Source organism: Pontivivens marinum (assembly GCF_900231835.1).
GTDB lineage: Bacteria > Pseudomonadota > Alphaproteobacteria > Rhodobacterales > Rhodobacteraceae > Pontivivens > Pontivivens marinum.
Window position 1 is genome coordinate 755,223 of sequence record NZ_OCTN01000001.1, and the last position, 15,604, is coordinate 770,826.

Consider the following 15,604-nt stretch of genomic DNA (forward strand, 5'->3'; position numbering starts at 1 on the left):
TCAGAACTCGATACGCGGGCGGCCGACCAGTTCACCGAACTTGAACGCCATCAGATAGATGATCGACAATGCCAACCCGACCACGACCAGAACCAAGGCCATAGCAGCCCCCAATCCGTATTCCAGATTGCCGGTATAGCTGGACAATGCGGTCTTGAACGCCTCCAGCGCCCAAACCGTTGTCGTCTTGCCCGGCCCGCCATTGGTGGTCAGCCAGATCGACTCGTATGAGGACAGCAGCGACAGCGTCTGGTAGGACACCACAAACAGGATCGGCCACCGCATCTGCGGCAGGATAATCCGCCGGATCTGCTGCCAACGGGTCGCGCCATCCACCTCGGACGCCCATAGCTGTTGTGTCGGGATCGCGCGGATCGCACCGGAAAACAGGATCAGGCCAAAGGATGCGCCGACAAACCCGTTGACCGAAATCATGGTCATCCACGCGGTTATCACCGACCCCTTCATATAGTTAAACGCGGGCAGGCCCAATTGTTCGGCCAGCAAGGGCAGAAAGCCGTCCTCCCACGTGAACCACTTCCACATGATCGTATACAGAACCAGTGGCGTGATACGCGGCAACAGCCATAGCGTGCTGTAAAACGACGAAACCCGCTTGGGCATGTAGAACAGCGTGATCGCCAGAAACAGCCCCAGCCCGACGTTAAAAATCGACAGCGTTGCGCCCACGTAAATCACGGTATTCGCCACCAACCGCATGGTGGAGGGCTGCGTCGCCAGATAGGTAAAATTCTCGGTCGTGTAGATGGCACCGGTATAGCTGGCCCCGACAATTTCGGACCGGATACCCGCATCCACATCAGGCACGGCCAGCGATAGGGCCTCCGTCAGCTCCTGCGCGCTGTCAAAGCGTTGGTTCAACACGCTATGCCCGAAAAATTCGGCGGTCAGCTTTAGGCTGCGCGGACTGCGCGGCGCTGATGGCAAACCCCGCAGGGCCGTCTCGATTCCACGTGCGGTGTCGAAACCATCGCCCAGCAGGAGTCCCTCGATATCGCGCAGGAAGTCGGCGCTGACACCACCGGCGCGGGCGGCCTCGATCCCGTCGGGCGTAATCTCATAAGTCTCGGCGGAAATGGCTGTGACCACCTCCTCGGACAGGCCCGCATCGGCCAGATCGTCCAGCAGGTTAGGCGAGATCACATATTCCCCCGCCCCGATACCGGTAGAGGTGGACATATTCGTGAACGCAAAAACACCTGTCAGAACAACCGGCGCCAGAAAGAAACAGCTCAGCAAGAACAAGGCAGGCGCGACGAGGATCAAGCCAAGGCGGCTGACACGGGGCCTGCCGCGATCCTGCGCCATGGCCGTACCAGTAGGGCGATGCGCATGCACCGCCCCCTTGGTTCCTGACAGATCAGCGGACAACGACATTGTCGCCCAGCGCCTGCGTAACAGTTGCCTCGGCTTCGGCCACAGCATCCTCAACCGACATCACGCCAGTCCACGATGCCTCCAGCCCCTCGAACATCGCATCCCAGACGATACCGAAATCAGGATCGTTGGGGATTGCATTGGCATGGGGTGCCAAACGCTCGGACGCGGCGGTCAGCCAACGGTTCTCGGCGTATAGCGGCACAGTGGACTCAACCTCGGAAATGCCCAGATGCGCCGATTTCACAGCGTGCAGCGCGTTGATCCGCGGCTCCGATGCCGTTGCGATCAGCTCAGCCGCGATCATTGCCTCATCTTCAGTCGCGCCGGACCCGACCAGATAGACCAGCGGGTGCGTGATGGAGTTGGCGCGGCCATTCGCATTACCGGCAGGGAACAGCGTGTACTGAACCGTGCCAAAGAAATCCTCCAGACCGAAGCCATTCTCCCACTGCGCATAATGCCACGTACCACCATGCCATGTGCCGTAATTACCGGCGGCGACGTTCTGGTGCCAGACATCCCATTCCGTGCCCAGATAGGTTTCGGAGACGACCTCCATCTCTGTCGCATCGGCAAAGAACTGATACCAGTCGGTCAGCGCCTGCGTGTCCAGCAACAGCTTGCCGGTTTCCGCATCCAGCATCTCACCACCAAAGGCCTGATAGTACTGCAAATAGTCAGGGCCATTGGATACACGCGGCGCAAATCCCATCTCGGGACCAACAATACCGGCATCCTGCATCGCAGCAGCAACATCCAGCATGTCGTATAGCGTGAATTCACCGTCCTGCACCCGCTGTGGCAAGCTGTCGATTTCGGCGTCGGTCCAGCCGATGGCCTTCAGCGCGGGGATCGACCAATAGAAAACGCGCGCCTCGGCATCCTGCGGAACGCCCCAGATCTGGCCGTTATACGTCGCAACATCGATCAGGTTTGGATAGATCGAGTTCAGCGGCCAGCTATCGAAATAGACGTAATCCTCGATCGGAACGATCAGGCCCGCATTGGACCACGTGCCGATATCCTCGTGACCGGTAACAACGATCTGGGGGGCATTGCCTGCCTCGGATGCCAGCGAGAACGCCTGTTTGAAATCCTCCCAGCCGCTCCACAACTGCGCATCGATGGTGATGTTCAGCTCGTCACCACGGATGGCGGCCTCACGCTCCATGATGTCGGCAGCCATGACGATGGCTTCGGTGCGATAGTTCGATTCCTCGCCCGAACCACCGGCCCAGACAGTAATGGTTACATCCTGCGCGGAGGCAGCAAAGGCCACGCTCGACATCAACGCAGCAGCAATGCCACGGCGCACAAAGGTAGTCGTTATTGTCATAATCGTCCCCGATCCTGAGAAAATCTTTCCTTTGCACAGGTGTGCAGTGGTGCCGATGCACACCTGTGCAAAGGGTTTCCAAAGCGGTCTGTACGCCGCCCTTTTCCCGTAGTTGTGCGACAGATCGACGACAGTTTGTGCATAATCGCACAACACAAAATCAGAACATTACCTGAACAGTTGCGCTATAGACATGGCAGGCGTAAGCATGTTTTCAAACGGAGCACCCCATGCAGAACAAGCCACGCGCAGCGATCATGATGGTATTCGCCGCCACCTGCATGGGCACGGCATCCCTATTGGCCAAGCTGTTGGGAACTGGCGAAAATTCCCTACATGCGTTCCAGATCAGCGCGGGCCGTTTCGGCTTTGCCCTGCTCGCCTTAGGGATCGCGGCGGCCATCCTGCGCCCCCGTATTGTGGCCCCGAATATACCCCTGCACGTCCTACGCGTATTGTTCGGCTGGGCGGGTATCACCTGCATGTTTTTTGCAGTTGCCCGCATGCCAATGGCCGATGCGACGGCGATCAGCTACCTCAATCCGATGATTGCGATGCTGTTGGCGATTCCCCTCTTGGGCGAGCGTCCGGGCCGCTGGCGTTGGGGATCGGTGGCTGTGTCGTTCCTGGGAGCAATGTTGCTAATTCGCCCTGGCGCATCGGGCATACAACCCGCCGCGCTGGTCGCACTCGCCGCCGCATGTTTTATGGGGGCCGAGGTTATCGCGATCAAGCGTCTGACCCTGTTGGAAAAGCCCTTCCAAATCCTGCTCATCAACAATTCCATCGGCTGCATTCTGGCAATCAGCACCGCCGCCTTTGTCTGGGTCACGCCTACCAGCGCGCAATGGCTAATCATGGCCGGTGTCGGGTTGAGCGTGGTCAGCGCACAGATCTGCTTCATTCAGGCCCTGCGCGCCGCCGATGCCAGCTTTGTCATGCCGCTATTCTATGGAACCTTGATCGTGGTGGCCCTGTGGGATCTGGCGCTGTTCGGCATCGTCCCCGATGTCATCAGCCTTATCGGTGGTGGCATCATCGTGTCCGCCGCCTGCGTTCTGGCATGGCGGGAATCCCGCGCGGCCTAGTTACGGGCGCGGGCGATCAGCGCATGGGCCTCCTCAGCGGTCCATGCACGGCTTTCCCCTGCCATAACGATGCGGGTGTATAAATCACGCCAACAATCCTCACGCAGCAGCGTATCCACACGGGCATGCCGCCACGCAACACCCTGCTGATGCAGGCGCGCAATGTCCGCATCCGCCATCAATTCCGCCATGTCGATCTGTAGCGAGGCATCCTCAACCTGATTCAAGTTCCGCTCAGCCCAATATCCAGCATCCGCTGGTGATCCCTCACGATTGGCCCGCCCCCGTGCGGCCTTGACGACAAAGCTTTCCGCATCGCCCAGCGCATAGTGGTTCAACTGTACCAAGCCATAGGACGGCTTCAGGTAATTGGTATAAACGCCCCGATCCTGAAATCGCGGAGGCAAGATTGCGCCGTTGCCATCCACCCAAACCGCAGGCCCCTGCGCGTCAATCGGGCGGTGCACACCGGGCCGCTGATACGCCCCGCGCCGCCACAACGTCTTGATCATCGCGCAACGCCACGGCCAGTTCAGCGGGTCCGGCGCGCAATGCGTAAACCGCTGCGCCACCGGCAAATCCTCGTAATGCCGCAACCCTGACGATCCAAACATCCGCCATGTCAGGGCAAAGCAATCCGCCTGCGGCACCGCGCCGACCAGATCGGACAGGTTGCCCGCGCGCAGATTGATGAACTCATCCACATCGATGCAAATCACCCAGTCGGCCACGGCCATTAACGGATGCTCCGCCGCCTCACGCAAGGCCCGCCATTGCGGCCCACGCTGCCCTGCCCGCCCGCGCAGATGGGTCAGCAGGCCCAACGCCTCGAACCGGTCCAGCATCGCATCCGTCCCGTCCGAGCAATCGTTTGAAAAGGCCAGCACATCCGTCACACCAATCGCACGGTGATGGGCCAGCCACTCGGTCAGGACCGCCGCCTCATCCTTGACGCAAATGATGGCAAGCACCCTCACCGGCGCACGACCTTACGCAGGCCCGACAGCGTCACCGCCTTGGTCGCCAGTGCCAGCGCGCCATAGCTGACCGCGCCCAGCGTCACCAATCCGAACAGCGCGGGATAACGCCAACCGGGCAAATCAATGACCCAGCCCAACGCCTGAACCAAGCCAGCCAACAGCACGCCCATTACCGCCGCCGAGAGTAAAATCCGCGGCGCCGCCCGAACCAAGCGCTGATCCAGCTTCACCGCATCCCCAAACGACCGCGACGCGCGCCACAGCAACGCAAAGTTCACCCACGCCGCCAGCGTCGTGCCCCATGCCGCCGCCAAAAATCCCAGCCACGGCGCCGCTGCCACAGCCACCACCACATTCACCACCATTGAAACAACGGCAAACCGGAACGGGGTCACCGTATCCTCACGCGCGAAAAACACGGGGGAGATTACCTTGATCAAAACAAAGGCCGGCAATCCCCAGCCATAGGCCGCAACCGCCTGCGCGGTCAGGGCGGCATCGCGAAACTCAAACGCGCCCCGCTGAAACAACACCGCGACCAACGGCAATGGCACCACGATCAACGCAATGGCCGCAGGCACCGCCAAGGCCAGCGAAAACTCCGCCGCACGGTTGACCGCATCACGCCCACCCGCAGCATCCCCCGCACCCAGACGGCGCGACAGGTCCGGCAACAGCACAACCCCAATCGCAATACCAACCACGCCTAGCGGCAATTGATACAGGCGATCTGCATAGTTCAGATAGGCCACCGCCCCCTCGAAAAAGCTCGCCACTTGCCGCCCCACCAACAGGTTCACCTGCATCACACCACCGGCCAGCGCGGCGGGCAGCGCGATCACGGCCAACCGTCGCAACTCAGGCGTCAGGCGCGGGCGACGCGGCACAATGCGGAACCCCGCGCGCGAGGCCGCTATCCAGATCAAGCCCATCTGGGCAATACCCGCCAGCGGCACTCCCCATGCCAGCGCCATGCCAATATCCGCGCCGATAGATGCGCCAATCAGAACCGCCGCGATCAGAATAATGTTCAACACCACCGGCGCCGCCGCCGCCGCTGCAAACCGCCCCATCGCGTTCAGAACACCCGATAGCAGCGCCGCGAGCGAGATGAACAGGATATAGGGGAACACAATTCGCCCCATATCGACCGCCATATCGAACCGCTCATCCCCCGCAAAACCCGATGCCATCAGCATCACCAAGCCCGGCATCGCCAATTGCGATAGCAACGTGAACACGATCAACACACCGCCCAGCCCCGAAAACGCATCGCGGGCAAAGGTCAGGGCGTCGCGATCCTGCTCCAGCTTTTTGGAAAACATCGGCACAAAGGCGGTGTTGAACGCGCCCTCCGCGAAAAAGCGGCGAAACATGTTGGGCAGTGAAAAGGCGATCAGGAACGCCTCCGCCACAGGTCCGGCCCCCAGATAGGCCGCGATCAGGATATCCCGGACAAAGCCCAGAACCCTGCTCGCCAATGTCCACCCGCCAACAGTAAGGAACGCAGATAATAGACGTATCGACTTCATGGGGGCTCTCCGGGGGTTTCCCCCCTTCGATACCGCTATTTATTGGCTACCGTAAGGGGGTCACGCAGTTACGCGCCGCTCCACGATGGCCTGCCGCAGGATTTGCACCGCCGATGTGGTGAACAGCGCCGCCATGATCCCCGCCACGATCAAATCAGGCGCGCCGCTAGAGGTGCCCCAAACGCCCAAGGCCGCGATCATAACGGCAACATTGCCAATAGCATCATTGCGCGAACATAACCAAACGGAGCGCACATTCGCGTCGCCATCCTTGTACCGCACCAACAGGGCAACACTGGCCAGATTCGCCACCAGAGCCAGGAACCCGATGATTCCCATGACCTCCGCCTCGGGCACGCCCTGAACGAACACTTGATAGATAGTCGATGCCAGAACCCATGCGCCGATTGCCAGCAGGCTAACGCCCTTGACCATCGCGGCGGAACTGCGCACCTGCACCGACGCCCCGATCACCGCAAGTGACAGGCCATATGTCGCCGCATCGGCCAGAAAATCCAGCGCATCGGCCTGCAATGCCTGCGATCGGGCCGCATGTCCGGCCCCCATTTCCACCACAAACATCACTGCGTTGATCGCAATAACCAGCCATAGGCGGCGTTTGTAATCGGCAGATAACCCGTCGAAAGTAGCGTTATTATTACAGCATCCTGCTGACATGATGGACTCCCGCATTATATGTCAGCCAGCAACATAATTCCTCTAGGGACTAGAGGTTCAAGGGGTCATTTCATGTTTTCTATCGGCGCAATGTCAGACCGCACAGGGGTCAAGGTTCCGACCATCCGCTATTACGAGGATATGGGCCTGCTGGCCCCCGCCGAACGCACGGCGGGCAATCAACGTCGCTATGGCGCGGCGGCGCTGGACCGGCTGACCTTCATCCGCCATGCCCGCGATCTGGGCTTCACGATTGAGGCGATAGCTGAGCTGATCTCGCTCGGCGCGCATCCCGATCAGCCCTGCGCCGGTGCCTCGCAAATCGCCCGCGACCAACTGGCCGATGTCCGCGCCCGCCTCGCCCGATTGCAACGGCTGGAGGTGGAGCTGGACCGCATCGTCTCGGGTTGCTCGGGTACAGGCACCTTGGATAAATGCCACGTCATGGCCGCACTGGCCGACCATGACCACTGCGTGACGGAACATTAGCCCCAATACCCGAGCGTTTTAGTGCGCAGCCGCACAGCAGCCGCTTCGCAGCCCGCCCTTTACATGGTTCCCTCGGGCCGCCGCATCACGGCCGCACGCAGGGCTGTTTCCACCTGACGCCGCTTGGATTCCGAGGACAACTTCATCCCGAACAGATCCTTGATATAGAAGGTATCAACCGCCTGCTCACCGTAAGTCGCTATGATGGCCGAGAAGATGTTGACGTTACAGGTCGCCAGTTCTCGCGTCAGGTCATGCAGCAATCCGGGCCGGTCGCGTGTATCCACCTCAACAATGGTGAACAGATCCGATCCCGAATTGTCGAAGGTGATGTTGGTCGGCACAACAAAATCACGCTCACGACGCTTTATTTTATCCCGCGTTTCCAACTCCTTACGCGCCAGAACCTCGCCCATCAGGGTGCGCCGAACCGTGGTCCGCAACCGGTCCAGACGGTGCGATTCATAGGGATGCCCTTCAATATCCTGTATCCAGAATACCGATGTCGCATACCCGTCCGAGGTGGTGTAACTGCGCGCATCCAGCACATTCGCCCCCACCATCGCCAATGCACCTGCCATACGCGCAAACGCGCCCGGATGATCGGTGTGGGCAAAGGTCACACGGGTCGCATCCCGTTCAGAATCTTCAGTAAAATCACTGGCAATGGCCCCATCATCCACCTCACCAATCATCCGCGCAACGCAAATATGCGTCACCGTCGGCAGGCCCAACCAGTACGGCGTATAGTGCCGCTCCAGCTCCTGCGCGATGAAATCTGCGGGCAGATCAGGGATGCCTGCGACCAGCGCCGCCTTGGCCTCTTCCTCACGCTGATGGCGGCTGGGGCTATCAATTCCGTCAGTCAAGTAATCTTTAGCCGCAGAATACAACTGCCGTAGCAATGTCGCCTTCCAGTTACTCCAAGTATCCGGCCCAACACCGCGAATATCACAAACCGTCAAAACAAGCAGAAGCTTCAACCGCTCCTGGCTGGCAACTGCACTGGCGAAATCACTAACTGTGCGGGCATCGGAAATATCACGCTTTTGCGCAGTATCGCTCATCAACAGGTGGTTGCGCACCAGCCATACCACCGTTTGCGTATCCGCCTCATCCAAGCCGAGGCGCGGGCAAATCTCCGCCGCCATTTCGGCACCGATGATCGAGTGATCCTGCGGCAAGCCCTTACCGATATCATGCAGCAACATAGCGACATAAAGCGCACGCCGATTAACGACTCCGCTCATGATCGCAGTGGCATAGGGCAGTTCATCCTTGAGGATTTCCCGCTCGATCCGCGACATAACCGATAGGCAAGTGATCGTATGTTCGTCCACCGTGTAATGGTGATACATGTTGAACTGCATCATCGCCACGATCCGGCCGAATTCAGGCAAAAACGCGCCCAAAACACCGGTTTCGTTCATTCGGCGCAGCCCACGCTCAGGATTCGAGTGCCCCAGCAGGATATCGAGGAAGATCGCATTGGCCTGCTTATCGCCACGGATTTCCTCCAACCGGTCCAGATTAGCCGTGGCCAATCGCAACGCATCGGGGTGGATCATGGCGTCCACCTCCAGGCTGATCTTGAACAGTTTCAGCAGGTTGACGGGATCACGCAAAAACGTATCAGGGTCAGCAGCCGTCAAGCGACCGTCCAGCAGCGTAAATCCATCCGGCGTTGTATCCGCATCGCGTCCGAAAAACCCGCGAATGGCACGGCCCAGCGACGGTTTCGCCTTAATATGCTGGGCCTCCAGCGCGACGAGGAAGATGCGGCTCAGCTCGCCCACCGAACGGGCGTGCAGGAAGTAAACCTGCATGAACCGCTCAACCGCGCGCTGGCCCTCAACATCCTCGAACCCCATTGCGGCGGCCACTTCGACCTGAATGTCAAAGCTGAGATGCTCGTTCGCGCGCCCTGCGGCAAGGTGCAGATGACAACGCACAGACCACAGAAAACTCTCCGCTGCGGTAAAGATCGCGAATTCATCTGCGGTGAAAACACCCTTGGCAATCAGGGATTCGGGATCATCAACATCGTATAGATACTTCTCGATCCAATACAGCGCCTGAAGATCGCGCAGACCGCCCTTGCTCTCCTTTACATTCGGCTCAACCAAATAGCGCGAACCGCCATTGCGTTCATGACGCGACTCACGCTCCGCCAGCTTTGCCTCAACAAATTCAGGGCCGGTATCGCGGAACAGCTCGGGCCAGATGCGGTCATCCAGCTCCGCCGACAGGGTTTCATCCCCCCAGATCAGGCGACGTTCCAGCAGCGAGGTGCGGATCGTCATGTCGTCACGGCCCAACCGCAAGCACTGATCGACCGTGCGCACGGACTGGCCGACCTTCATTTTCAGATCCCACAGGACGTATAGAACCGCCTCGATCAGGCTCTCACCCCATGCGGTTTGCTTATAGGGGGTCAGGAACAGCAGATCGACATCGGAGAAAGGTGCCATTTCGCCCCGTCCGAACCCGCCAACGGCCAGAACGGCAATGCGCTCGCCCTCCGTCGGGGTGGGGTTGGGATGCAGCCAACGAGCGGCTGCGTCCATCGCGGCGCGTACCAAGCCATCGGTCAGGCGCGAATAGGCATGTGCTGCCTCAGGCCCACAAAGCGGCCCATCGGCGAGGGCTGCGGAAATACGCGCGCGCCCCTCATCCCGTGCCTCGGCCAGAATTGCGACGATGCTTTCACGCTGGCTTTCAACGTCCGAGGCGCCCTGCATTTTGGCAAGCAGCGCCTCGGGGTCGATAATCTTATCGGGCAGTTCAAATGCACTGGCCGACGGATCGGTCATAGCCGTGTCAGAGACCGGCGAAAGTGCGTGCTCCGGGGGCGGGATCAACAAGCTGGGGTCCGTCACGGGTCACTTCCATGATCGCAAGGGCGCGATCCGTACCGCCATCTGGGCGGAACCGGAACGTCCCCTCCGCCCCGGTGAAACCTGCGGAGCGGGTCAGGTTGGACGCATCGAACGCCCGCGGATTCTGACTGGCCCGCGCATCCGCGACCAATGTGTCCGCAGCAGCAATACCATCATACGCTAGGCTCGCAAGGGAATGCGGCGCAGAACCGTATTGCGAAGCGTAGCGATTGTTGAATGCGGCGACAGCGGATTCATCAATCACGGTGTACCATGCCCCCTCCAGCGCACGCTCGGCCGAGATTGCGCCACCGGTCAGTTCCTGTAGGCCCATGATCTGTGTCGTGGTCACATTCATGCCGTGAAATGGCAGAAAGGACGCCGCATAAATCAGGCCAGTGCCCCGATCAGACAGCAGCAGATTATCAACGCCTGCGCGCAACATCTGGTTGGTAAAGAATTCCGCAGCCGCTGGAATCCCCTCACGCGAACGCGGGTAGGATGCAACGGCAACCAGTTGCGCGCCGCTTTCTGTCGCCGCGGTTTGAACAGCGGCAAGGGCGGCCCGCCCCTCAGCATCCTGCGTGTGGATCAGGCCGGTATTGCGCAGGCCCTGTGCCGCAGCAAAGGACACCAGACGCCGTGCGCTGGTGCCGAATGTCCGGCCCAGAACATAGACGTTATCCCCGCCAACCGCTGCGTTGTTCGAGAAGGACAGCACCGGAATGCCAGCCTGCTGCGCGATGGGGCCAACCGCCGAAACGGAACCGGAAAAGAGCGGACCGACAATCAGATCCGCATCCATCGCGACAGCCTGCGTCGCCGCAGTGGCCGCCATGGTCGGGTCGCCACCTGTGGACAGGACCGTCAGCTCGATACTGGAACCGGGCCGATCCGTCAGGGCAAGGCGTGCCGCCCGCTCCAGCGCATTGCCCAGTGCGTTGCGATCCGCATCGCCACTGCCCGTCGGGACCAGCAGCGCAACGCGCACGGGACCGGTCATTGCAATCTCACCCGGTTGGGGGATGACCGGCTCGGCAGGCTCAACAGGGGTTGTCGGACCGGTAGCAACCGTAGGGGCACATGCGGTCAGCGCCGCGAGCCCCAGCAATGTCGCACCGGCGGTTCGGGCCAGTCGGGCAGGCAATTGGGACAGAACGGACATTTAGAACCTCACGGATGCTTCGGGATGACAGATTGACACAAAGTGTAGTACGGCGACCCCACCGGACAACACCAGTGTTTTCGATCCGGCAAAATAACGTAGGGAAGGAACCGATTATGGCCAAAGGACCAGAGGCTGCATTGCACCTTGTCGCAACGCCCATCGGTGCGGCCCGTGACATCACGCTGCGCGCGCTGGATATCTTGCGCGAAGCCGATGTTCTCGCCGCCGAGGATACACGTACCCTGCGCCACTTGATGGAGATCCACGGCGTGCCGCTGGCCGGTCGCACGGTCCTGCCCTATCACGACCATAACGGCCCCTCGATGCGGCCACGCCTGATGGCCGCCTTGGCCGACGGGAAAAGCGTGGCCTATGCGTCGGATGCGGGGACGCCGCTGGTCGCCGATCCCGGTTTCCAGTTGGCCCGCACCGCGATTGAGGAGGGGCACGTCGTGCGCGCGGCCCCCGGTGCCTCGGCCGTTTTGGCGGCACTAACCGTGGCGGGCCTGCCGACTGACCGGTTTCTGTTTGCCGGATTTGCCCCGCAAAAGCAGGCAGCGCGGCGGACGTTCCTCAGCACATTCGGGCAGGTTCCTGCGACCTTGGTGTTTTACGAAAGCCCCAAGCGACTGGCCTCGATGTTGGCCGATATGGCGAAGACCCTAGGGGAAACGCGACACCTCGCTGTCTGTCGTGAGCTGACCAAACGGTTCGAGGAAATTCGCCGCGGCACGATTTGTGAACTGGCCGAGGCCTATGCAAACGAGCCATCGCCCAAGGGCGAAGTCGTTATCGTTGTCGGCCCGCCTGATGGTGAGCGTCACAACCCCGACGATATCGACGACATGTTGCGCAAGGCGCTGGAAACCCTGCGCATCCGCGATGCGGCTGATGCCGTTGCACAGGCAACCGGCCTGCCCCGCCGTGACGTGTATCGCCGCGCGCTGGAGCTAAAGGACGATTAGGGGTTTGTTCACCAAAAGGTGAAACCCTACGGGAATGAGCCAAAACCCGCGCCAACTCGACTTCCTACCCGAACTGACGGCACCCACCGATTCTGCGTCCCACGCCCATGCCGCACGCCCACCAGCTAAATCCGCCCGTCAGCGGCGCGGGGCAATCGCCTATGAAACCGGTCATTTGGCCGAGGAAGCCGCCCTACAGGCCTATCTGGCGCGCGGCGCACGGTTGCTGCATCAACGCTACCGCGTGCGTGAGGGGGAGATCGACCTGATCTTCTGGCTAAACGAACAGATCGTGTTTTGTGAGGTGAAATCCCGCCGCACGATAGATGAGGCAGCACATTCAATCACCCCACGCCAATGGCAACGCTTGGAGCGCGCAGCAAACAGATATATGATGGAAAACAACGTGGGCGCCACGACCGACATGCGCTTTGATGCGGTCCTGATGGATCGCACTGGCCAGATGCAGGTTGTTGAGAATGCCCACTTGTTTTTGAGGTAGTGTCTGTAGGCTTGAAAAGGGCGAGATAATGTTTTTGCGGAATGGAATGCGGGTGGCAGCCCTTGCTGGCACGATGCTACTGGGCGCATGCGCACCGGTTATTGTTGGCGGCATCGCGACCGGTGCCATCACAACGGCGCAGGCGCGCAGCGCGGGTGAGGCCCTGACCGATGCCGAGATCAAGGTACGGATCAGCGACGCCCTGCTACAGCAGGACAGCACCCTGTTTAGCCAGGTTGAAACCAGCGTGACCGAGGGGCGCGTTGTCCTGCTGGGCGCAGTCTCCACCGCACAGGATCGCGAACGTGTCGGACAGATCGCTGCGGGCATTGCCGATGTGCGAGAGGTCATCAACGAGCTGATCGTCGCGGATCGCGGCTGGCGCGATGTGGCCACCGATACCCGCATCGATACGGAAATCAGCGCACGCCTGCTGGGAGCCGAGGATATTGTTTCTGTGAATTACGATATTGAAACGGTTAACCGCACCGTACATGTGATGGGCTTGGCCCGCAGCACAGCAGAATTGCAGCGCGTCACACAGATCGCCTCGCAGGTTTCTGGCGTGCAGCAGGTGATCAGCCACGTATTGCTGACGACCGACCCACGGCGGCGGCGGGATAATACCTGAACCCATTCGGGTTTCGGGCAGCCGAAAGGACACGAAATGCCTCTCAAGGTCGCGGTTCAGATGGACCCCCTCGAAAATGTCGACATCAATGCCGATAGCAGTTTTCGCATCATGGAGGAGGCACAGGCCCGCGGTCATTCGCTGTTCTATTATACGCCGGATAAGCTGAGCTGGCGCGAGGGCCGCGTGTTGGCCAAGGGGCGCCACGTTGTGATCAGCCGTGAGCATGGCAACCACATGCAAGCGGGTGAAATGGTTGAGGTAGACCTCGGCGATATGGACGTGGTCTGGCTGAGGCAGGACCCGCCCTTTGACATGGGTTATATCACGACGACCCACCTGCTCGATTTCATTCACCCCGGCACGCTGGTGGTGAATGACCCGACTTGGGTACGGAACTATCCTGAGAAGCTGCTGGTCCTGCAATTCCCGCACCTGACCCCGCCAACCCTGATCGCGCGCGACCTCGACACGCTGCGCGGGTTCAAGGCGGAGCATGGCGACGTTATCCTCAAGCCGCTCTACGGTAATGGCGGCGCGGGCGTGTTCCGCCTGACGCCCGAGGATCGCAACCTGTCCTCGCTGCACGAGCTGTTTTCCGGCATCAACCGCGAACCGCTGATCATGCAGAAATTCCTGCCAGCGGTTAGTAAGGGCGACAAGCGTGTGATCCTGGTCGATGGCGAACCCGTCGGCGCGATCAACCGCGTGCCTGCTGCGGGTGAAACCCGGTCCAACATGCATGTCGGCGGACGGCCAGAGAAGGTGGAACTGACCAAGCGTGATCGTGAAATTTGCGCCGCTATCGGGCCGACCCTGCGCGAAAAGGGCCAGATATTTGTCGGCATCGACGTGATTGGCGACTGGCTGACCGAGATCAACGTGACCTCTCCCACCGGCTTGCAGGAGCTGGAGCGTTTCGACGACACCAATGTCACCGCAAAAATTTGGGAAGCAATCGAGCGGCGGCGCGCTGCCTGATGTCGTTTCGGCTGGCCCTCGTAAACCTGTATTTCCGCTATATCGAGCAACCCTACCTTGCCCGAGTACAGGATTACGACCTGCTGAACGAACGAACCGACCGGCAGGCCGCCCGATTGAGCGAGCCAGCCGGCACCCATGTGAACCCTGTCCGCATCCCCACCCTGACAGGGTGCCTAGACGGGGTGTGGATCAGCAACGGACAGGCGCGGCGGGACAAGGTAATCCTGCTGCTGCATGGCGGGGCATATGTCTTTGGCAGCAGCAGATCGCATCGCCCGCTTGCGGCTGCATTGGCTCACCGCACCAAAGCGCGGGTTCTGGTACCGGATTACCGTCTGGCACCGGATAACCCCTTTCCTGCCGCGATTGATGATGCCTTGGCCTGTTACCGCCACCTGCTGGAGATCGGCCATGCGCCGCAGGATATTGCCCTGCTGGGCGACAGTGCGGGCGGCGGACTGGCTATGGCGCTGTTGCACCTATGCGGCACGACCGACCTGCCCTATCCATGCTGTGCCGTTGGGTTCAGCCCGTGGACGGACCTGACACTGTCCGGCGAAAGCCACACCCGCAATGCGCGGCGTGAGGTTATGCTGCCCGCCAGCCGCGTGGCAGAGGCACGCGATGCCTATCTGGGCACAACCACCCCCACTGATCCACGCGCTTCACCGGTGAATGGCACCTTTGACGGCGCGCCGCCGGTCCTGCTGCAAGCCAGCCGCGCCGAAATTCTGGAGGATGACACCCGCGCCATGGCCGTCACGCTCAGCGCGCAGGGTGTCGATGTGCAGGTGGATTACTGGGAAAAGACGCCGCATTGCTGGCAACACCTGCACGCCCACCTGCCCGAGGCGGATGAGGCCCTAAATGCGGCCTCGGCGTTTCTTCGTTACCATCTGGATGTCGAGCCACTGGAAACTGCCTGACACTCGCGGTAGGGATCGCAGGACACCCTTCGACGCGAGGAAACA

Annotated in this window: 14 protein-coding genes; 7 read left to right on the forward strand and 7 right to left on the reverse strand. The window is 60.6% G+C overall.

From position 1 onward, the window contains the following. Together CR254_RS03810 and CR254_RS03815 are read right to left on the reverse strand one after the other, a co-directional pair. Positions 1-1,398: a carbohydrate ABC transporter permease gene (locus tag CR254_RS03810; protein WP_097928460.1), complete on the reverse strand. Its 1,398-nt coding sequence runs from the start codon at positions 1,396-1,398 to the stop codon at positions 1-3. Continuing rightward, positions 1,382-2,737 (reverse strand): ABC transporter substrate-binding protein, encoded by a 1,356-nt coding sequence (locus tag CR254_RS03815; RefSeq protein WP_097928461.1) that lies wholly within the window; start codon positions 2,735-2,737, stop codon positions 1,382-1,384. Before CR254_RS03815 ends, CR254_RS03810 begins: the two co-directional genes overlap by 17 nt. Positions 2,738-2,967: 230 nt before the next feature. Here CR254_RS03815 and CR254_RS03820 point away from each other — a divergent pair, with 230 nt between their 5' ends. Next, the gene (locus CR254_RS03820) at positions 2,968-3,825 is read left to right on the forward strand and encodes a DMT family transporter (RefSeq protein ID WP_097928462.1); all 858 of its coding nucleotides are present in this window, start codon (positions 2,968-2,970) and stop codon (positions 3,823-3,825) included. Here the strand turns inward: CR254_RS03820 and CR254_RS03825 are convergent. Genes CR254_RS03825 through CR254_RS03835 form a run of 3 tightly spaced genes read right to left on the reverse strand, consistent with a single transcriptional unit; the run spans position 3,822 to position 7,015 of the window. Further along, entirely contained in the window at positions 3,822-4,802 is a 981-nt protein-coding gene (locus CR254_RS03825) for a glycosyltransferase family 2 protein (RefSeq protein ID WP_097928463.1), read from the reverse strand. The genes CR254_RS03820 and CR254_RS03825 overlap by 4 nt on opposite strands. Continuing rightward, positions 4,799-6,337, reverse strand: coding sequence for a murein biosynthesis integral membrane protein MurJ (murJ, locus tag CR254_RS03830; RefSeq protein ID WP_097928464.1), 1,539 nt, complete (start codon positions 6,335-6,337; stop codon positions 4,799-4,801). Before murJ ends, CR254_RS03825 begins: the two co-directional genes overlap by 4 nt. Positions 6,338-6,397: 60 nt before the next feature. After that, entirely contained in the window at positions 6,398-7,015 is a 618-nt protein-coding gene (locus CR254_RS03835) for a cation efflux transmembrane domain-containing protein (RefSeq protein WP_097928465.1), read from the reverse strand. 72 nt (positions 7,016-7,087) lie between these two features. Here CR254_RS03835 and CR254_RS03840 point away from each other — a divergent pair, with 72 nt between their 5' ends. Beyond that, positions 7,088-7,504 (forward strand): MerR family transcriptional regulator, encoded by a 417-nt coding sequence (locus CR254_RS03840; protein ID WP_097928466.1) that lies wholly within the window; start codon positions 7,088-7,090, stop codon positions 7,502-7,504. Positions 7,505-7,563: 59 nt separating this feature from the next. On the opposite strand, the gene CR254_RS03845 is transcribed toward CR254_RS03840, so the two are convergent. Together CR254_RS03845 and CR254_RS03850 are read right to left on the reverse strand one after the other, a co-directional pair. Further along, complete coding sequence (locus tag CR254_RS03845) at positions 7,564-10,317, reverse strand: [protein-PII] uridylyltransferase (protein WP_097928467.1); 2,754 nt, start codon at positions 10,315-10,317, stop codon at positions 7,564-7,566. A gap of 7 nt (positions 10,318-10,324) precedes the next feature. Beyond that, positions 10,325-11,548, reverse strand: coding sequence for a penicillin-binding protein activator (locus CR254_RS03850; protein ID WP_097928468.1), 1,224 nt, complete (start codon positions 11,546-11,548; stop codon positions 10,325-10,327). A gap of 116 nt (positions 11,549-11,664) precedes the next feature. Here CR254_RS03850 and rsmI point away from each other — a divergent pair, with 116 nt between their 5' ends. Genes rsmI through CR254_RS03875 form a run of 5 tightly spaced genes read left to right on the forward strand, consistent with a single transcriptional unit; the run spans position 11,665 to position 15,559 of the window. Then, the gene (rsmI, locus tag CR254_RS03855; protein WP_097928469.1) at positions 11,665-12,516 is read left to right on the forward strand and encodes a 16S rRNA (cytidine(1402)-2'-O)-methyltransferase; all 852 of its coding nucleotides are present in this window, start codon (positions 11,665-11,667) and stop codon (positions 12,514-12,516) included. Between the two features lie 34 nt (positions 12,517-12,550). After that, a complete protein-coding gene (locus CR254_RS03860) occupies positions 12,551-13,018 on the forward strand; it encodes a YraN family protein (RefSeq protein ID WP_097928470.1) in 468 nt (155 codons plus the stop codon). Positions 13,019-13,046: 28 nt separating this feature from the next. Further along, positions 13,047-13,649 carry a BON domain-containing protein gene (locus CR254_RS03865; RefSeq protein ID WP_097928471.1) on the forward strand — a complete coding sequence of 201 codons (603 nt, stop codon included), beginning with the start codon at positions 13,047-13,049 and terminating at the stop codon, positions 13,647-13,649. 36 nt (positions 13,650-13,685) lie between these two features. Continuing rightward, entirely contained in the window at positions 13,686-14,630 is a 945-nt protein-coding gene (gene gshB / locus CR254_RS03870; RefSeq protein WP_097928472.1) for a glutathione synthase, read from the forward strand. Further along, positions 14,630-15,559 (forward strand): alpha/beta hydrolase, encoded by a 930-nt coding sequence (locus CR254_RS03875; protein ID WP_097928473.1) that lies wholly within the window; start codon positions 14,630-14,632, stop codon positions 15,557-15,559. Before gshB ends, CR254_RS03875 begins: the two co-directional genes overlap by 1 nt. Positions 15,560-15,604: the final 45 nt, after the last annotated feature.